This is a genomic window from Saprospiraceae bacterium (genome assembly GCA_026129545.1).
Classification (GTDB): Bacteria; Bacteroidota; Bacteroidia; order Chitinophagales; family Saprospiraceae; genus M3007.
The window spans coordinates 441,440-460,549 of sequence record JAHCHX010000003.1; the positions used below are offsets into that span (position 1 = coordinate 441,440).

Sequence of the window (19,110 nt, forward strand, 5' to 3'; positions counted from 1 at the left end):
TCACACTATACTCATCTTTCCAAGATTTTTAAAAACGATTCTCTCGCAATGGCACATTTCCAACGCACAGCATCCGCCGTATGGCGCGGCACTGGCCTCGAAGGCTCAGGCACGCTCGACGGACCTTCGGGCGTGCTTTCCGGCACCCCTTACTCCACCGCCAAACGCTTTCAAAACGACGACGGCAAAGCAGGCACCAACCCCGAAGAACTCATCGCAGCCGCCCATGCGGGCTGTTTCGTCATGGCACTCAGCTTCCAGCTTGCCGGCGCGGGCTTCACCGCCACGGAGCTCCGCTGCTCATCCACCATTGATATGCAAAAAGGAGATGGCGGAGGCTGGTCATTTGAAAAAATCACCCTTCGCCTCGAAGGCGAGGTGCCAGGCATTTCCGCCGAAAAATTTGCCGAACTGACCAACAACGCCAAGGTAGGCTGCCCAGTGAGCAAGGCACTCGCCGCCGTGCCGATTACTTTGGAAGCAAAATTGGTTTGAGGGTTTGAGGGTTTGGGGGATGCGACCCTTCAAACCCTAAAACCCCTTCAAGTATCGAATCACCGCCCAGCGGATATCGGTCCGCGCATCATTCTTGTCGCCGGGGAGGGGCTTGTGAAAGCTTAGGATATCGGGATTGGCTCCCGCTTTTCCATCTGCGTCGGGCGATGCTTTCAGAAATTCCATTCTATACTCACCGCCCGTCAATAAAAAATCGGGCAACACGACGCGATAAATGCGCGTGTCGTCGAGCGGTTTTTCGGATACCAACCAGCGGCCCGTCTCACCTTGGCGGATGTTGCGCAGCTGCAAGTATCCCCCCTTGCCTTTGTTTTCCAAACTCGCCTCCAACGTGCGGCGCAACAGCGAGCCGCGCATCTCCACCTCCGTGATGCCGCCGCCGAACGGCAACATTCGCACGATGTCCACCTCGGTAAGCGTCGGGGCCAGCACATCGTCCACTCGAATAGAGCCACTGTTCAAGAGGGCGCATTCAGGATTGGTTTTGGCAGCTGCCATCATGGCGGCGGTGATGAGTTCGCCCGCCCTGCACTGTGTGTGTCGCACAATGGCTTCGCGGCAATCCAAAGGCTCGGGCAGCACCGTCACAATTGCGGCAGGCTGAAAACCACTTGATTGCAAAGATTCGTTTTTGATTTTTTCCCACTTGGCCACCACGGCAGCCGTCGCGGGGTCGTCGGCAATGGCCGCGTCCACCCGTCGCAACTCGGATTTTACGGTGGCCGATTTGTTCTTCTTGTCATAGCGGAGCGTATGCACATACACCGTTTTGGCGTTCGCGTCGGCTTTGGCGATGGTGGCTTTGCCCACCTTGTGAATCTGGTTGTCGTGCTCATGGCCGCCCATGATGAGCGGTATGTCGGGCAACATGGCGGATAGTTTCTTGTCGTCTTCGATGCTCAGGTGGGTGAGGGCCACCACCACCTCTGCCCCTTTCCCCTGCTCCGCGTGAAGATTTTTGAGGGCGGCAAAACTATTGTTGGATGCCTCGAAATAGTCGGTGTAAGCCACATAAGGTTTTGTCCCTGTGTTGATGGTGACACCGAACAACCCCAAGCGCACTGAGGTGCCATCGGCATCCCTCACCTCGAAAATGTGAGTGGCGCCGCACTCCTCCATGCTGCCTGCCTTGCGTTTTTCAAAATGCTTCGTCTTAGCATTCTCCACCTGAAACACATTGGAGCCAACCCACAAAAACGCCGACTCATCTATGCGGGCCTGCAAGTCCGCCACATCGTCGTAGTCGAATTCGTGGTTGCCAAACACCACCCAATCGAGGCCGAGCGTGTTCAGCACCTCCACCATCTGCTTGCCCCGGATGCGTTTGCCCTCGTGACGCAACGTGCCGATGACCGACGGGCTGATGAAGTCGCCGGCTAGCACGGTGTAGGTGTTGGGATTTTTGGCCAACAGCCCTCTTCGAATCGTCGCCACCCTTGCCAGCCCCCCCGTATTGTCCGATGGCGCGGGCGATATTTCGTACACGTCGTTCATTTGCAGGAACTGGATTTCGATGTACCCGTCGTCGCCGACCTGTTTTTGAGCAGTCTTGCAAGTGAAAAAGGAGAGGGCCGCGAGGAGCAGCGCGAGCGTTCTTAATACTTTCATCGGAAATTTTTTTTGAAACAAAATGGCGGAATAAGGGGATTTTCGCGGCTAAGGTAATGTCTCAAACATGCTTTAAGTAGTCTCGTTTTTTTATCAACCTCATCGCCTTTATCAACATTTGTCAACATCATGCCCGAATCAAACATCATCACACCACCACTGCTCTGGCAACCCTCCCCCACCCTGCTCAAAGAAAGCCACCTCGCTCGCTACATGGCGTGGCTGGCAAGCGAGAAAGGGTTGCGCTTTCGTCATTACCGCGATTTGTGGAAATGGTCAACCGACCATTTGGAAGACTTTTGGAAAAGCCAGTGGGATTACTTCCAAATCATCAGCCACTCGCCGTACGCCTCCGTCCTTTCTGGCTCGACAATGCCCGACTGTAAGTGGTTTGAAGGCGCGACGCTCAACTACGCGGAACACGTTTTTCGAAGCAAAACCGAGACACGACCCGCCATTTTGTTCAAAAACGAAAGGCAAGGATTGGAGGAAACCAGCTGGGCAGAACTCGAACGCCAGACCGCCTCACTTGCTCGTTTTCTGAAACAATGCGGCGTGCAAAAAGGCGACCGCGTGGCGGCCTATCTGCCCAATTCGCCCCACGCCATCGTGGCCGTGTTGGCCGCCATGAGCATCGGCGCGGTGTGGTCGAGCTGCTCGCCTGATTTTGGCGCGGCGAGCGTGGCCGACCGATTTGTGCAAATTCAGCCGAAGGTCTTGATTGCCGTGGACGGTTACACCTACGGCGGCAAGCATTTTGACAAACGCGACACCGTGCGCGAATTGTGCCAACTGTTGCCATCGGTGGAGCAAGTGATTTTTATCCCCTATTTAGACAAAAACGCACACTTGGCCGTTGAAAAAGAGATAACAAAGTGGGAAAATATCGTCAAACCAGCACCCCTCCTGCCAACTGGCGAAGGGGGAGCGGGGCTGCACTTCGAGCCACTTCCCTTCTCACATCCTGTCTGGATTCTTTACTCCTCCGGCACCACTGGCGTGCCAAAAGCCATCACACACTCGCACGGCGGCAACTTGCTCGAACACCTCAAATACGTCCACCTCCACAACGATGTGCGACCCGGCGAACGCTTCTTCTGGTACTCCACCACTGGCTGGATGATGTGGAATTTTACCCTTGCCACCATGCTCGCAGGGGCGACCATCGTGCTTTACGACGGCAGCCCGGGCTACCCAGATTTGAACGTGCTGTGGGAACTGACCGAACGCGCACCCATTCACCATTTTGGCACTAGCGCCCCCTTTTTGGTCAGCTGCATGAAAGCGGGCGTTTCACCAAAAACAAAATTTGACCTCACCCACCTGCGCAGCATCGGCTCCACCGGCTCGCCCCTGCCACCTGAAGCCTTTGGCTGGGTCTATGAAAACATCAAACCCGACGTGTGGCTCTCCAGCATGGCCGGCGGCACCGATGTTTGCACGGCTTGGGTAGGAGGAAATCCATTGTTGCCCGTGTATCAGGGCGAAATTCAGTGCCGCTGCCTCGGCTGCGCCATGGAAAGTTGGGACGAAAACGGCCGTCCCGTCCCCGTCGGCGAAGTAGGCGAAATGGTGGTGACAAAGCCCATGCCTTCCATGCCTGTGTTTTTTTGGAACGACGCGGATGGCTCCAAATACCGCGCTTCCTATTTTGAGGAATACCCAGGCGTGTGGCGGCACGGCGACTGGCTGCAAATCACGGAGCGCGACACGCTGGTCATACTCGGTCGCTCCGACGCAACGCTCAATCGGCAGGGGGTGCGTATCGGCACGGCGGAGATATATCGGTGTTTGGACAAGCTCGCCGAACTGCGCGACAGCCTCATAATCAATCTCGAGCGCGCCGATGGCTCTGATTGGATGCCGCTGTTCGTAGCGCTGTCGCCCGGCGCCACATTGGACGAAGCCCTCAAAGGCCGCATCAAAGCCGCGCTGCGAGCAGAATACAGCCCCCGCCATGTGCCCGACGATATTCTGGAAATCCCCGACGTGCCCTACACCATCTCCGGGAAAAAAATGGAGACACCCGTAAAGAAGATATTGCAGCAAAAGCCGTTGGAAAAAGCCTTCAACCGCGACTCCATGCGCAACCCCGAAGCCATGGATTTTTTCATCGAGATGGCTAAAAACTTGGCAAAAACTTAGCCGCTCGTATCCGCCCCACCCCCTCCCGCCTTTTGGCGGGGAGAGGGGGACTCGCTAAGTTTTTACAAAACTTGAGCAAATGATCACACTGCCAGACATTTTCAAATTTGCCGCGAAGCCACAAAGACGCAAAGCAAAATACGTATTGACTGGCCGCATTTTGTGCCTTTGTGCCTTTGCAGCACAAAAATAATGTCCAATAGTGTGGCAAATGATGCGCAATCACTGCTCTTTCCGCAGCCTGAACACGCGCACCGTGCCTCGTTCGAGCACCAGACTATCGAGCAAAGGTCGCAGGGCAGGCTGCTCGTCCACTTGCCGTGTATCCGAGTAAAGATATTGAGCGCCCTCGTTGACCATGCCCTTCAACGCGGACGGGGTAAGTCGGTTTTCGGCAAATGCCCAGCCTTTCTTGTTGATGTGGTAGAAAAAAATCTGGTACGAATCGTCGTTGCCGACAACGCAAAGCGCCGAATCCGGTGCCGCCTCGCGCAGTTCTTTCTTGTGCAACAACCAGTCTTTGTTAAATCCGGGCGAATCAGGGTTCCAGCTGTTGCGCGTGCGCAAATAGGCCGTCAGCGGCATCAGCAACAGCAGAAAAACCGCCACGCGCTGGGCAGCGACACCCCCACCAAGCATCTGCATCGCACCGTAGCTCACCAATATGAAAAGCAACGGCACAAAAGGAAAGAGATAGTAGTCGTGCACATTGGCAATCATGTTTATCTCATAGAAAAAATACAGCAAAGCGGCAGCGGAAAGCGCCACCAGCAGCGCGAATCGCCCATCTCGATAAGCCTTTCGCTTGAAAGCAAAATAAAAACCCGCCGCAAAAAATGGCACGGCGGCGTAGTTGAGCAGCATCTCCGGCAAGGTGGAAACAAGATTGTCGAACACGAATCGGAGCAACCTTGACATGGGAAACCGATTGTCCAAAATGCCGCCTACCACATCGGTGCCTTGCCAAGTCGGTATCACCCAAGCATACCAAGCCACAGGCGGAATCAAGAAAATGGCCATCGTCAGCGCCCCCCGCACCGGCTCCCTCCATGCTTTCTTCCGCAAATACTCCTTTGCAAAACACACAAAAGGCACAACAAAATAAATGACAAATGGCAGCTTGCACAGCGCGGCGAGGCTGATGAAAAAACCCGCCGCGAACAATGCGCCCCAGCCCCGGCGCGCATACCAATGAAAGAAAAAAGCAAGTCCCCAGATAGAGCAGCAGAGCGCAAAATTGTCGGGCAGGGGATTCACCATGTAATAGAAAAACGCGGGCGAAAAATGGAGCGCCCATGCCCCTGCCAATGCCGCCAACGAGTCGCCAAACAGGTTTTTTATCAAAAAAAACATACCCAACAGCGCGGAAAGACCCACCACAAAGGTGAGCAAGCGCGTGAGCACGAGGTGCTTGCCAAACACTTTGTACGCCCCCGCAAACAACCACTGCATCAATGGAAACTCTTTGCGCTCCACACCATCGCCGCTGCCCCGCACATCCAGACGCGGATTGAGAATGTTGAAATCCTCCTCAAAAAAATTGATGATGACAGCTTGGGTCTGCGCCTGCCGCCACACATGCACCCCAAGCAAATCGGCATGAAAAGCCCTCCAATGCATGGCCACGCTCAACACCGGGAGCAAGATAAGCAGCACATACAAAGCATTTTTCCTCAAAAAATCCGGGATATTCGACACTTTTGCAACAATATGAAGCGCAAACTTACATTACCTTGCGACATCAACAGACCCGTATCATGCGCTTATTTCACATCCTATTGGCCACCACCCTCCTTGTCGCGGCCTGCTGCAAAGAAGCAACCCTTTCCTTACCGACCTTTCGGGAGCTGCCCAGCCCAGTAGCCGATGATTTTTCGTCCATTTGGATGCTCGACTCGTTGCGTGGCGTAGCCGTGGGCGGCAAGGCGTGGGAGCGCGGATTCATCGTCTCCACAGCGGATGGCGGCCTCACTTGGCGAACAGACACCTTGCTCCAACGGAAAATGGAATGTGTGCGATTCGACCGCACGGGGCAAGGCTATGTGTGCGGGCAGGATTTCGCCCTTTACCGCTCGCCCGACGGCGATTCGTGGGCAGCATGGCGCGTCAACTACCAATGGAATCGCGCTTGTTGGCTACTCGATGGTCAGCGCGGCGCCATGGTGACCGGTGGCGCTTATCGGTTCGGAGAGATTTTTGCTTTCGGGCCGACGGCTTTCTGGCAATTGGACACTTTGCAAAAAACCGAAAACGTGCTTTCAGATGTGACATTCTCGGACAGCACCACTGCCCATGCGGTGGGCTTGGGCTGGGTGCTGCGCTCCGACGACGCAGGGCGAACTTGGCAACGCCTCGACATCACGGGCGACTTTTTTCGCTCGGTTCATTTTCCTGCTCCGCACACAGGCTACATCTGTGGCTCAAGTGGCACCATCCTGAAAACGCTCGATGGCGGGCTTTCTTGGCAGGAAATTAGGAAGGGAGGCAGCCTCGGCAAACGAAACCAACCCCTGCGAGCGTTGTGGTTCGTCAGCCCCGACACGGGCTTTGTGGTGGGCGACGATGGCTTGTTTTGGATGACCGAAAACGGGGGTGTCACATGGGCGCAAGTGGAACAGGCACCCGCAGACGCTGATTTCACCAGCGTGTTCGCCCTTGCAGATTCCGCCTCGCATCATCGCGGTTGGGCGGTCGCTGCCAATGGTCGCATTTTCGGGTTTGAATGGTGAAAAAATTGGGAAACCGATTGAATATCTGACAATAAAAACAAACTGGCACTCAGCCTCCCCCTTCGCCGATGCGATTTTTTGCGACGTGCAGCGTCATAGCGCAATTTTTAAAAAAACAGTTGGGCACTGATATGTGTTGGTGTTGCGGAAAAACCTATTTTTGGAACAAATTATCGAGCCATGTTGCGACCTCTATTCTGCTTGTCGTTTTTAGCCTTCCTAACCTTTGAGGGTTGGTCGCAGGGCTACAGGCCGCCCGTGACGGGCGTTGGCATCGTCTATAACACCGAGACGACTTTCAATTTCAGGCTAACGACCAATCGGGCTTATGCCTTGGGGGTCGAGTTTGGCCGCTTGCGCACCTACTACAAGACCACTTCGTTCAATTTTAGCTTTGGCGAGCTCAAAAGCCCCAAGGAACAGCGCCAAAGCGCAGACCCGGCGGCAAGCCGCTCGTTCAGGCCTTATGTGTTTGGCAAACAAAACAACCTTTTCATGCTGCGCAGCGGGTGGGGCGTGAAGCGATATTTTTCCGAAAAAGCCAAGCAGAAAGGCGTGGCGATTGGGATGAACTATTCCATTGGGCCGTCGCTGGGACTGTTGAAGCCCTATTATTTGGCATTAGCATACACCAACCCCGACGACCCGCGCAATTTCAGGGTATTGCATCAAAAATACTCCGACGGCAACGCCGATGTGTTTCTCAACAACACCCGCATCCTCGGCGCGTCGCCACTCACTCGGGGCATCAGTGAAATCACCCTCCTACCCGGTGCCAGTGGCGCTATTTCGATGCACATTGACTGGGGCGCGTTCGATGAGTTTGTGAAAGCACTCGAAATCGGCTTCATGTTGGATGTCTTTTTGAAAGAAGCGCCCATCCTCGTCGAGCAAAACAGCCCAATGTTTTTCAACTTTTTTGTAAATCTGCAACTCGGAAAAAGAAAATAACGACCGACATCCTAAGCGACCCTAACCCTCCCTCGCCACTCGCCACAACATCACCGACCTGTCGTCGCTGCACGATACGAGGCACTTGGGCAGCCACAGCAGCCGGTTCACCGAATTGATATGCCCACCATGGCGCATCGTGTCTACCACTTTCAAGAGTTCGAATGTTTGCGCGTCCCAGATTTTCAGCGTTTTGTCGCGGCTGGCGGTGGCAAACAAAGTTCCATCTAGCGAAAAAACGATGTGGTTCAGGGTGAACAAGTGAGCTGGCTGCTCTGATACTAGTCGAAAAACATTTTCCAAATCCCACACCCGCAACATCGCGTCGCGCCCACCGCTCAGCAGATGGCGGCCATCGGGCGAGTAGGCGACCGTGAAAACAGAGTTGGTGTGCGCATTTTTCAAAGTGTGGCGCAATTCAAAAGTCTCGGCATCCAACACATAGATTGAATGGTCGCTCGCACCGACGGCGAGTTCTTTTCTTGTTGGGGAAAACGAAATGCTGCGCAAGGCTTGATTGGAAAGATGAAAACTCTCCACGCTGCGGCCTTTTTCCAAATGCCAGCGCGTCAAGACACCGTCGCCGCCGACGGTAAAAACCCAGTTTTCGGCGGTCAAAATGTCGAAAGTCCCTTTTCCGTGATGCTGGATGTTCCGCCCTTTGTCCGGGTCGTTGCGGTCGAGCCAGCGCACCCCACCGTTCATGTCGCCTGCCACGAGGCGGCCGGCAGGCAGGGCGCACAGTGAAAAAATTTGCGTCTCCGCAGAGGCCGCCAGTTGCCCCGTTTCCGGGTCGTCGAGGTTCCACTCTGCCACCCAGCCGTCGCCACCTGCCGACAAAAAATGCTGCTCGTCTTTGCCGAGCGCCAACGCATAGACAGCGGCGCGATGTCCGGTGCAGGTGTGGATTTTTTCGATTTTCATGCGATGACTGGATAACACAGAGCGTGCAGAGGTGTTTCAAGGAGAAATTCGGAGCGTACTCTGCTTGCCCTTTGTGATACCTCTGCACCCTCCAACTTAAAAAACGCACCTCAACTCCTCAACAACACTCAACATTTCTCAACAACCCTATCTCCCCACCATATCCTCCGGGCGCACCCACTGGTCAAATTCTTCTGCCGTCAGGTAGCCAAGCGCCAGCGCCGATTCTTTCAACGTAAGCCCTTCTTTGTGGGCTTTTTGCGCGATTTCGGCAGCCTTGTAATAACCGATTTTGGTGTTCAAAGCCGTCACCAGCATCAAAGAGTTGTTGACGTGTTTCGTGATGTTGTCGCGTAGCGGCTCGATGCCGACGGCGCATTTGTCGTTGAACGAAACGCAGGCTTCGCCGATGAGCCGTGCGGAGTGCAGGAAGTTGTAAATCATCACTGGCTTGAAGACGTTGAGTTCAAAATGGCCGTTGGAGCCGCCGATGTTGATGGCCACATCGTTGCCCATCACTTGGGCGGCCACCATCGTGAGCGCCTCGCATTGGGTCGGGTTCACCTTGCCGGGCATGATGCTGGAGCCGGGTTCGTTGTCGGGGATAAAAATCTCGCCGATACCGGAGCGGGGGCCGGAAGAGAGTATCCGAATGTCGTTGGCTATTTTCATCAGGCTGACTGCGACAGTTTTCAACGCACCGTGCGCCTCCACGATACCGTCGTGAGCAGCGAGGGCCTCGAATTTGTTGGGCGCGGTCACGAAAGGCAAGCCCGTCAGGGCGGCGATGTGGCGTGCCACGTTTTCCGAATAACCTTTTGGCGTGTTGATGCCCGTGCCGACTGCTGTGCCGCCGAGCGCGAGTTCGGTCAGATGTGGAAGGGTGTTGCGAATGGCCCGCAGCCCGTGGTCAAGTTGGGCGACGTAGCCGGAAAATTCTTGGCCGAGGGTCAAAGGTGTGGCATCCATGAAGTGGGTGCGACCGATTTTCACCACGTCCATGAATTGTTCGGATTTGGTTTTGAGCGTATCGCGCAATTTTTCGATGCCCGGAATGGTGACCTCCACGAGCATCTTGTAGGCCGCGATGTGCATTGCCGTCGGGAAGGTGTCGTTCGATGATTGCGACTTGTTCACGTCGTCGTTGGGGTGCACAAACTTTTGCTCGTCGGTGAGCTGGCCGCCGTTCAAGACATGGGCACGGTAAGCGATGACCTCGTTCGAGTTCATGTTGCTTTGGGTGCCGGAGCCAGTTTGCCACACCACGAGCGGGAATTGGTCATCCAATTTGCCTTCCAAAATCTCGTCGCACACACGGGCGATGAGGTCACATTTTTCTTTTGGCAACACGCCTGCCTCGTAGTTGGTGAGCGCAGCAGCTTTTTTCAAATAAGCGAAGGCGCGGATGATTTCGATGGGCATCCGATTGGTGTCGCGAGCGATTTTGAAATTCTCGATGGAACGCTGCGTCTGTGCCCCCCAATACACATGGGCTGGCACTTGCACTTTGCCCATCGTGTCTTTTTCAATACGATAATCCATGTATGGTGATGCGTTGGTTTGCCCGCCTGAACGAGTCCAGTCCGCAGTGGCGCGGTCGGATGGTCAGGCAGGTTGGTTTGTTGAATTGAGCAGGGCAAAGGTAAAATTTGTCGAATCCCAGTTGTTGGAAAGTATGAGTTTTAAGAAGGCGCGAGCCTTCCTTACCCAAACCAAATAGAAGTAAAACCCTTGCGCTCAAGGAGCGCGGTTTCTTGCGCGATGGCTCTTGGGAAGAGGATGTTGCATTCCAGATGATAATGCAAGCGCATATCCGCGTCGAATGCTCGCAGCAACGCATACCACTGCAAGTGTTCAGCCGAGGCATCGAGTGGTGCCACGAATTCCGCTGACAACATTCGGATGTCTTTCAGTAAGTCGGCACATCGGTTGTGTTCGTTTTCAATGACCCGTATGGGTTTTTCTACCCGACCAAATGCTGGCGCCACAAAAGGCAGCTTGCTGAAATAGACATTTTCCATCTCCAAAATGTAGGGAAAGAGCGCGTACTCCACGCTCGTGATGTGCTGCCGCATACAGCTGTCCAATTGGAGCAGGCGTTCGTAAATTTCTCGCGTCTCTGGATGCCGCTCCGCTTCCAATGCGCTCACGACCACACCCACACCCAGCAACTCAGGCATGGTCTTGCGGATATTGACATGGTGTGTGCCCACGATGTGTTCCACCAACGTCTTGGTATCCCATGTCGCGTAGTCAACTGTTGGCATCCCGTTCCCTTTGATGACGATGGGTTGCGTGTTCATTTTTTATAGATTTTATACCTTGATTCGCTAGGATTTGTCAGCTCATCATGATTGTTCTCCGTGATTTTGAACAGATTGCGCTTATTGTCATGCCCAAAACTCGGCGGCGCGAAGTTTACCAAACGCAAAAGTCAGACGCGCCACGCTCCTCGACAATGACACACGACGGTGGCAAGGGTTGATATTTGTCAATGTAGGGTTGATTTGGCGCAACCTCAGAGGATACATTTGCCTGCTTTTTTTCACAACAACCCTTCGCGCACCAAGTCGTGAAGATGCACCATGCCCAGATAACGCCCTTCGTGCAGCACGACCAATTGTGTGATGGAATATTGACGCAAGAGCGCCAATGCATCCACTGCCAATGCGTCCGGGCCGATGCTTTTGGGGTGGGGGGAAAGAATATCGCTGGCCAGCACCCCGGTGAGAGCGCCTCCGCGTTGGAGCATTCGGCGCAGGTCGCCATCGGTGATGATGCCCATGAGATGGTCGCTGTCGTCGAGCACGGCGGTGGCGCCGAGGCGTTTGGAGGAAATTTCGATAATTATCTCGTTCAGTGTGGCATCGGGTCTCACGGCAGGGCGTTCGTGTAGGGTGTAGAGGTCGCGCACCCGCAGGTAGAGTTGTTTGCCCAAAGCGCCGCCGGGATGAAATTTGGCAAAATCGCCCGGCGAGAAGCCTTTGTGCGCAAGCAACGCGACGGCCAAGGCATCGCCCAAGGCCATTTGGGCGGTGGTGCTGGCTGTGGGGGCGAGGTTGTTGGGGTCGGCCTCATGTTCCACTGGCGTCCACAACACATAGTCGGCCTGACGGGCGAGGGTGCTGTTCCGATTGGCGGTCATGGCGATGATGGGGTTTCCGAAATTTTTGACCAAGGGGACGAGCACCTTGATTTCGGACGTCTCGCCGCTTTTTGAAATACAAAGCACAAGGTCGTATTGGCGAATCATGCCCAAGTCGCCATGAATCGCGTCGGCAGCGTGTAGGAACATTGCGGGCGTGCCGGTGGAATTGAGCGTGGCCGTGATTTTCTGCGCCACGATGGCGCTTTTGCCAATGCCCGTGAGCACCACCCGCCCCGGCGACGCGGCAATGGCCTCCACGCAGGCAGGGAAGTCAGTGGTATCGTCGAGGCTATCGGCTAAGGCCATCAGCGTGTTGGCCTCGATACGGATAGTTTGGCAAGCAATGTGCAGGATGTTGGATGCGCCTTCTGTGTGCATTTTTTTCAATCATTAAAAGGGCGGCAAAGATATAAGCCGCTTGCGTATCTTTGTGCCGTATAAAACGCTCAAAGCCAGTAGGCTTCCCATATCATGCCCATTGATTTGATATTCCTGATAGTGTTTGGCTACGGCTTCTGGCAAGGCTACAACAGGGGCATCGTCAGCACTGTTTTCAACATACTGGCCTACGTTTTTGGCGTTGTGTTCGCTTTCAAAATCACACCGCTCACCACCAACATCCTCGAACGGATGTTCAACTCTCAGAACCCCACGCTTTTTGCGGCCGCTTTTATCCTCAACATGGCGCTCATCATGTTCATGATGCGCGCCACCGCAAAAGCATTTGAGCGCGGGTTGCAAGCTGTCTATCTCGGTTTTCTCAATCGAACGCTTGGCGGTGCGCTGATGGCCAGCTTGGCCGTCCTGATTTACAGCATCTTGCTTTGGTTTGCCGTGAAGGTTCAGTTCGTCAACCAAGCCACGCTCGACGAGTCACGCACTTATTACAAAATACTCGAAAAATTGCCCGGCGGCGCCAAACAGGTGGCCTCGCAGCTGCGCCCTTTTGCCGAAGAAGCTTGGGACACTTCGCTCAACTGGCTCGACCGACTCGACAAATACGGCATTCAAAAAACAGAATCCGCGCCCAACGTGTATAAGCCGAAAGGCGGCGCCGTAGAGACCGCACCCGAAGGCACCGACAAACGCCCCACCTACACCTATCCGACCGACGACGACGGCATCGAGGAATAGCCGCGATGAATATTCTCCTGCTCGACAACTACGATTCTTTCACGTACAACCTGTACGATTACCTGCTCCAGACAGGAGCAGACTGTCAAGTGGTGCGCAATGATGCCCTCCAGCTCCAATCCCTCGAACGCCTCGACTTTGATGCCTTGGTCTTTTCGCCCGGCCCCAAGCGCCCCGCGTCGGCGGGCCTGATGATGGCGCTCATCGAGCGTTTTCACCGCGAAGTGCCCATGCTGGGTGTTTGCCTCGGCCATCAGGCGCTGGGCGAGTTTTTCGGTGCGAGGCTCGTGAAAGCGAAAACCCCGATGCACGGCAAAACCACCGAAATACAGCACTATGGCCACCCGCTCTTTGCCGGCATCCCGTCCAGATTCGGCGTGATGCGCTATCACTCCTTGCTTTTGGATGCACTGGATGGAACCCCGCTCGACTGTCTGGCCATCTCTGATTCGGGCGAAATCATGGCGCTGGCGCACCGCACACTCCCGCTCGTAGGCGTTCAATTTCATCCTGAATCCATCCTGACCGAACACGGCTTGCAAATACTGCGCAATTGGGTGGGCATGGTGGGACGCAGTTAGCCTTGTCTGAACACCCAACGCAAAAAATCCGGCATGGCTGCTCCCCAAGTCATGGGTTCGTGCCGACCACCCTCCATTTCCAAATATCGGATTTGCCCGTCGCCCACGCCCTTTGTTTTTAGTACCCGAATCAAATCGAGCGTATCGTCAATCGAATCAATCACGCCATTGCCGTTGCGGTCGTCCTCCTCGTCCAACGTGCCGCACTGGAACCAAAACCGCTGCCGAACGTCCCACTGAACCGACGTAGCCACAATGTCGTGCATGATGCGGTCGGCATCCGGGTCGTGAGGGTCAACAGGCGACCACCGCCACCACAACGAGCCAGAAAACACGCCTGCCACGCCAAAAATCTGCGGGTAGGCCCATGCGATATCCAAGGCCGACAAGCCACCGAGCGAAAACCCGGCATAAGCCGTCTCCGCCCGATGGCCCGATATGCGAAATTGCCGATGCAGGTAAGGCAACAATTCCTCCAAAACAAAATCGCGGTAAAATCGCGCCTTGTCGCCCCGCCCCTTGTAGTCGGCTTGGCGCACCGTGCCGTATTCGCGCATTCGTTCGCCGGAGGCATATAACCCCACCACGATGCACCCCGGAATTTCTTTTTTGAAAAAAAGCCGTTCCAAAATGCGGGCAAAACCCATGCGGGGCAAATCCTGCCCGTCGTTGAAAAGCACCAATGGGTAGTGTCGCCCCCGCGAGAAATGATAGTCAGGTGGCAGATACACGTCGAAATCCACCTCGCGCTCGAGCACAGCGGAAGGGAAATGGCGCACCTGACGGAGATGTGGCGCCTTGCGCCGCAGCAACTCCTGAAGCGTCTCAATGGGTTTTTGCCAAAAATTCATGGGCATATTTGGAATCGAGCACAATAAAACGGTCACTGGCGAAAATGAGCAACAGCAGCGACAGATATCCCGCTCCAACAAATGAACGAGAAACACGACACGCGGATGTGGCGGCAAAAATTTGGAAAATTTGGAGAATCAATGCTAGCGTTGAAAAAAACGTAAAAACTTTGGGTAGAAGGTGGACGGGGAAGGTAGAGGGTTTTGAGACTTGCTTTGAGGCAGCTTACTGTTCCAATAAATATGCGAGTCAGGGCAAACGCATCAAAATGGCACAAACCTCGTAGAGGTCAAATGTTGGTAGAAACGCCCCATTTTCGCGGTGTGTACGACCCCAGCGGGGTCGAATGTTGGTGACCTGTTCGCTGCGATAGACATTTGACCTCTCCGAGGTCGTGATAATTATCACAAAAACACGCCATCTCTACCAACATTTGACCTCTCCGAGGTCGGTTGTATTTTGATGCGTTTGCCGGGGGGGGGGAATTTCTTGGCGTTTGAGATTCAACCTTATTCAGGCGGTGATTTTAAATCATTGCCTGAATAGCACGTTTTTTTGCTTTATACGTCAACCACAAATTCGCATTAAATCTGAAGTCCGCCCTCTGCCTCCTACCTAAATTTTCTCAAAAATATTGGCAAGAACAGCAAATGAAGCGACCTTTGAACGCTAAACAAAGAGAGCGCGTCTCATGATTGTCACAACCTATCTCCAAACCCCCATCGGATGGTTCGAAATCAGCGGTAGCGAATTGGGCGTTCGCACTGTGCACTATTGCGACAAGCCCAGCGAACCCGCATCAGCCTTGCCCGACGCTCACCCGGTGGCGATATGCCGCAACCAATTGGAAGCCTACTTTGAGGGCACACGCACCCACTTCGACGTGAAAATTGATTGGAGCGGCCAGCCCGAGTTTCATCGTCAGGTGTGGGCCCAACTCTTGCAAATCCCTTACGGCACCACCACTTCATACTCCGAAATCGCCCAAAAACTGGGAAATCCCTCGGCAGTGCGGGCCGTGGGCATGGCCAATCGCTCCAATCCATTGGCCATCGTCGTGCCATGCCACCGGGTCATCGGGAAAGCAGGAGAGCTGCGCGGCTACTTTTATGGTTTGGATACGAAAATGCAACTGCTCCGACACGAGAACCCCTCCCGCTTCGCAGAGCAAGGAGCACTGTTTTGAGGTTAGGATGCACATAATCGTTCGGGAGTTTCCCTACAAAAGTGGGCGCAAAGTCTGCCACACTGTTTCCGCCAAAATCCGATGCCCCTCCACGTTGGGGTGAATGCCATCAGGCAGATTGAGCGAAGGGTCGCCGCCCACGCCTTCGAGGATAAAAGGGATGAGCGCGGCGTTGTTGCGCTTGGCGAGCGCCGGAAAAATATCGTGAAATTCCTTCGCGTAGGAACCGAGGTTGGGAGGAGCCATCATGCCCGCCACGATGATTTTGCAATCAGGATATTTCGCCTTCACCTTATCAATTATCAATTGCAAATTCTTTTTCGATTCCGAGAGCGGCAAGCCGCGCAGGGCATCGTTGCCACCGAGTTCGAGCACGAAAATATCAATGGGTTGTTCCAAAATCCAATCAATACGGCTCACCCCATCGGCGGTGGTCTCGCCGCTCAGCCCCGCATTCACGCAGGTGTAAGGCAGACCGAGCGAGTCAATTTTCATTTGAACAAGATGGGTGAAGCCCTGTTCGGGCGAAAGTTGGTAAGCAGCCGTGATGCTGTTGCCAAAGAAAACGATGTGTTTGCGAGGAGCGGGCGCCGCGTCCTGTCGGGCTTCGGCTGGGGCATTGGCCGAATCCGAAGCAGCTGGTGTTTTTGCGTCGTTTTTACAGGAAAAAAGAGAAAAAATCAGCAGAAAAAGCGGGAAAAAGGGTTTCATCGTCAAAGCAATTGTTTGTGTGTTGCCAACACGAAAACAACGCCGTTCTTAGAAGGTTGAAGAGATGAACTACCTTCGCACGATGCGTCGCGTCCTACCCACCGTCGAGACATTCGTGCAAGGCATCCGCGCTGGCAACCGCGTCGTGCTGGGGCAAGCCATCACCTTGGTGGAAAGTGCCCGCCCCGACCACCAAGCACTCGCCCAAGAAGTCATCGCCGAACTGCTCCACCCCACCAACAGCAACCCCATCCGAACGGATGTTCATCCGGGCGGGCAACAACCAGCAACCAACAACCCTACCCTCCGCATCGCCGTCACCGGAGCGCCGGGCGTGGGCAAAAGCACCTTTATCGAGGCGCTCGGCACCCACCTGACGCAGCAAGGCCAGCGCGTGGCCGTGTTGGCCATTGACCCCACCAGCTCGGTAAGCAAAGGCAGCATTTTGGGCGACAAGACGCGTATGGAACAGCTCTCCGCCAATGATATGGCCTTCATCCGCCCCTCACCATCAGGTGAGTCGCTGGGAGGCGTGGCACGCAAAACACGCGAGACCATCTTACTGGTGGAAGCGGCAGGTTACGGCACGGTCATTATTGAAACGGTGGGAGTGGGTCAATCCGAAATCGCAGCGCACAGCATGACGGATTTGTTCCTGTTGCTGCTATTGCCCGGAGCAGGCGACGAGTTGCAAGGCATCAAACGCGGCATCGTGGAAATGGCCGACATCTTGGCAGTGAACAAGGCCGATGGCGAACGGATGAAATTAGCCAACCAGGCCCGCGCCCACTACCTCAACGCCACCCATCTTTTCCCTCCCAAGCCCAATGGATGGACACCCAAAGTGCTGACTTGCAGCGCCGAACAAGGCACCGGCATCGCGGAAATCTGGCTGACCATCGAAGCCTTCAAGGCACATATCCTCGACAACGGTTTTTTTCAGGAAAACCGAAAACAGCAGGCGAGATATTGGTTCAAAGAAACCCTGCAAGCTGGCATCCAAACGGCCTTTTTCAGCCATCCGAAAGTCAGAAAACAACTGGAAACGCTCGAACCCGCCGTACTCGCCGGGCAGATGTCGCCCTTTGCGGCAGCCGAAGCCGTGCTAAAATCGTGGTCGGAAAAGTTTTAACACACTACCCGACACAAAAGCCGCCGCGTCGCGTTACCTTTCCATTTCAAATTTGCGCTGACACACTCATCATGGCACAAATGGGCTGGGTTTTTCTAGACGACCGAGGCGGTCGGCATCGCGTGGGCTTATACCACGGCGACGAGAGCGGGCATTTGTTGATACACTGCAATATGCGCGTGGTGCAGGTGGATTTTTCGGTGAAAGAGCCGCGTACCTACTCGTTTTTCATCGAAGATGAATTTTGTGAAATTCACCTGCACAAGGAACCCGACGGGCGTTTCGGCTACGAATTCACCGTGAACAAAACGGTGGACACCCCGCGCAATCGTATCCGACGAGTGGACGAGCGCCGCATCCGACGACAAATGGCCTTGTTTCTCTTGGGTTTCGTGGCATTGGTCGGGGCAACCGTGTACGGCTTTCGACAACTCGACCGATGGAACAAGGCCGAACGCCGCTCCCAAACAAGCCTTTTCAGCAGCCTGACCGAGGAGAACGTGCAACGCCTCGCTTCCGAGGGAAAAACAGACACCGCCCAACTGTTCATCGTGCGTGAAGCCATGCAGCGAAAGGTCTTCTACGGCTTCACCACCAACAACAGTATCCGCATCAGCGGTGCCTTCCCGGTGGCCGACACAGGTCAAATTTTGCTGCCCAACGGCTTCCCACTCACCGACCGCGATGCCTTCCTCGTCACCTATCTGCCCTCCGACCCACGCATACACCGCCTCGATTTCTACCAGCCCACTCGTGCCACCATCTCTACCTATTTGCGCATGGCTGGCGACGCGGAACGCAATGCCCATCCCGATATTTCCGACAAACGCAGCATCTGTCTCGCCCTCTCCGCTGCCGAACTGAAAGGCTGGCCAAGTCTCGCCCATTTCATTTTCCAAACAAAATCATCCGCCGAAAACGAACGCCACAACCGCGACTCTTACCTGCGCTTGGTCCGCGACATAGAATATGCCCGCGCAGTGAAAGAGGAATGTTGGGATAAATGAGTGGAATGTGCTAATTTGGGAACATGCCAATGCCAGTTTCCACGCTTGCCGTCGCTCGCGTCCCGCAAGTCAAACGCATCAAAAACGAACAAACCTCGGAGCGGTCAAATGTTGGTAGAAACGCCCCATTTTCGAGATGTTAACGACCCCAGAGGGGTCGAATGTTGGTGGCCTTTTTTCTGTGATAGGCATTTGACCGCTCCTAGGTCATAATTGTTGTCACAAAAAACAACATCTTCCATGCGCTTCTTGCCTTCACTGGTATCCCCACCAACGGACAGCGATTCTCGCTTTGTCGGGTTCTGAGGTGTCATCCCGGAAGCATGGAGAGGCGACATCTCAAAAACAGGCCAAGGTGTCACCTTTTCCGTTCCTCAAAAGATGACACCTCTTACAAACCGAGAATAGCTGCACTGACGACCATCCATCTATTTAGAATAAACAATGGTATTTTATTTTTTTAGGCAGAATATATTTTTAACATCT

17 protein-coding genes are annotated in these 19,110 nt (G+C 54.5%); 9 read left to right on the forward strand and 8 right to left on the reverse strand.

Annotated features, from left to right (window positions below; all coding sequences use genetic code 11):
- Window positions 1-48: 48 nt before the first annotated feature.
- Window positions 49-495 carry an OsmC family protein gene (locus KIS77_19765; protein MCW5924565.1) on the forward strand — a complete coding sequence of 149 codons (447 nt, stop codon included), beginning with the start codon at window positions 49-51 and terminating at the stop codon, window positions 493-495.
- Window positions 496-531: 36 nt separating this feature from the next.
- Here KIS77_19765 and KIS77_19770 read toward each other — a convergent pair whose 3' ends face one another.
- Window positions 532-2,124, reverse strand: a complete 1,593-nt coding sequence (locus KIS77_19770; GenBank protein MCW5924566.1) for a bifunctional metallophosphatase/5'-nucleotidase — start codon at window positions 2,122-2,124, stop codon at window positions 532-534.
- Window positions 2,125-2,271: 147 nt separating this feature from the next.
- On the opposite strand from KIS77_19770, the gene KIS77_19775 reads away from it, so the two are divergent.
- The gene (locus KIS77_19775; GenBank protein ID MCW5924567.1) at window positions 2,272-4,269 is read left to right on the forward strand and encodes an acetoacetate--CoA ligase; all 1,998 of its coding nucleotides are present in this window, start codon (window positions 2,272-2,274) and stop codon (window positions 4,267-4,269) included.
- A gap of 222 nt (window positions 4,270-4,491) precedes the next feature.
- On the opposite strand, the gene KIS77_19780 is transcribed toward KIS77_19775, so the two are convergent.
- Complete coding sequence (locus tag KIS77_19780; GenBank protein ID MCW5924568.1) at window positions 4,492-5,967, reverse strand: glycosyltransferase family 39 protein; 1,476 nt, start codon at window positions 5,965-5,967, stop codon at window positions 4,492-4,494.
- A gap of 59 nt (window positions 5,968-6,026) precedes the next feature.
- On the opposite strand from KIS77_19780, the gene KIS77_19785 reads away from it, so the two are divergent.
- Together KIS77_19785 and KIS77_19790 are read left to right on the forward strand one after the other, a co-directional pair.
- Window positions 6,027-6,998: a hypothetical protein gene (locus tag KIS77_19785; GenBank protein MCW5924569.1), complete on the forward strand. Its 972-nt coding sequence runs from the start codon at window positions 6,027-6,029 to the stop codon at window positions 6,996-6,998.
- 180 nt (window positions 6,999-7,178) lie between these two features.
- Window positions 7,179-7,949, forward strand: a complete 771-nt coding sequence (locus KIS77_19790) for a hypothetical protein (GenBank protein ID MCW5924570.1) — start codon at window positions 7,179-7,181, stop codon at window positions 7,947-7,949.
- A gap of 21 nt (window positions 7,950-7,970) precedes the next feature.
- On the opposite strand, the gene KIS77_19795 is transcribed toward KIS77_19790, so the two are convergent.
- From KIS77_19795 to KIS77_19810, 4 genes are all read right to left on the reverse strand, one after another.
- Window positions 7,971-8,873: a WD40 repeat domain-containing protein gene (locus KIS77_19795; protein MCW5924571.1), complete on the reverse strand. Its 903-nt coding sequence runs from the start codon at window positions 8,871-8,873 to the stop codon at window positions 7,971-7,973.
- 147 nt (window positions 8,874-9,020) lie between these two features.
- Window positions 9,021-10,415, reverse strand: coding sequence for a class II fumarate hydratase (gene fumC, locus KIS77_19800; GenBank protein ID MCW5924572.1), 1,395 nt, complete (start codon window positions 10,413-10,415; stop codon window positions 9,021-9,023).
- A gap of 161 nt (window positions 10,416-10,576) precedes the next feature.
- Window positions 10,577-11,176: a hemerythrin domain-containing protein gene (locus tag KIS77_19805; protein ID MCW5924573.1), complete on the reverse strand. Its 600-nt coding sequence runs from the start codon at window positions 11,174-11,176 to the stop codon at window positions 10,577-10,579.
- 242 nt (window positions 11,177-11,418) lie between these two features.
- On the reverse strand, window positions 11,419-12,399 hold the full coding sequence (locus KIS77_19810) for a KpsF/GutQ family sugar-phosphate isomerase (protein ID MCW5924574.1): 981 nt from the start codon (window positions 12,397-12,399) through the stop codon (window positions 11,419-11,421).
- Window positions 12,400-12,492: 93 nt separating this feature from the next.
- Here KIS77_19810 and KIS77_19815 point away from each other — a divergent pair, with 93 nt between their 5' ends.
- Together KIS77_19815 and KIS77_19820 are read left to right on the forward strand one after the other, a co-directional pair.
- Window positions 12,493-13,155, forward strand: a complete 663-nt coding sequence (locus KIS77_19815; protein ID MCW5924575.1) for a CvpA family protein — start codon at window positions 12,493-12,495, stop codon at window positions 13,153-13,155.
- Window positions 13,156-13,160: 5 nt separating this feature from the next.
- Window positions 13,161-13,736, forward strand: a complete 576-nt coding sequence (locus KIS77_19820; protein MCW5924576.1) for an aminodeoxychorismate/anthranilate synthase component II — start codon at window positions 13,161-13,163, stop codon at window positions 13,734-13,736.
- Here the strand turns inward: KIS77_19820 and KIS77_19825 are convergent.
- The gene (locus KIS77_19825; GenBank protein MCW5924577.1) at window positions 13,733-14,587 is read right to left on the reverse strand and encodes an esterase family protein; all 855 of its coding nucleotides are present in this window, start codon (window positions 14,585-14,587) and stop codon (window positions 13,733-13,735) included. The genes KIS77_19820 and KIS77_19825 overlap by 4 nt on opposite strands.
- A 692-nt stretch (window positions 14,588-15,279) precedes the next feature.
- On the opposite strand from KIS77_19825, the gene KIS77_19830 reads away from it, so the two are divergent.
- On the forward strand, window positions 15,280-15,774 hold the full coding sequence (locus KIS77_19830; protein ID MCW5924578.1) for a methylated-DNA--[protein]-cysteine S-methyltransferase: 495 nt from the start codon (window positions 15,280-15,282) through the stop codon (window positions 15,772-15,774).
- Window positions 15,775-15,807: 33 nt separating this feature from the next.
- On the opposite strand, the gene KIS77_19835 is transcribed toward KIS77_19830, so the two are convergent.
- A complete protein-coding gene (locus KIS77_19835; GenBank protein MCW5924579.1) occupies window positions 15,808-16,497 on the reverse strand; it encodes an arylesterase in 690 nt (229 codons plus the stop codon).
- Between the two features lie 52 nt (window positions 16,498-16,549).
- Between KIS77_19835 and meaB the strand changes: the two genes are divergently transcribed.
- Both meaB and KIS77_19845 read left to right on the forward strand, forming a co-directional pair.
- Window positions 16,550-17,617 (forward strand): methylmalonyl Co-A mutase-associated GTPase MeaB, encoded by a 1,068-nt coding sequence (gene meaB, locus KIS77_19840; protein ID MCW5924580.1) that lies wholly within the window; start codon window positions 16,550-16,552, stop codon window positions 17,615-17,617.
- A 71-nt stretch (window positions 17,618-17,688) separates the two neighbouring features.
- Window positions 17,689-18,624, forward strand: coding sequence for a hypothetical protein (locus tag KIS77_19845; protein MCW5924581.1), 936 nt, complete (start codon window positions 17,689-17,691; stop codon window positions 18,622-18,624).
- Window positions 18,625-19,110 lie beyond the last annotated feature (486 nt).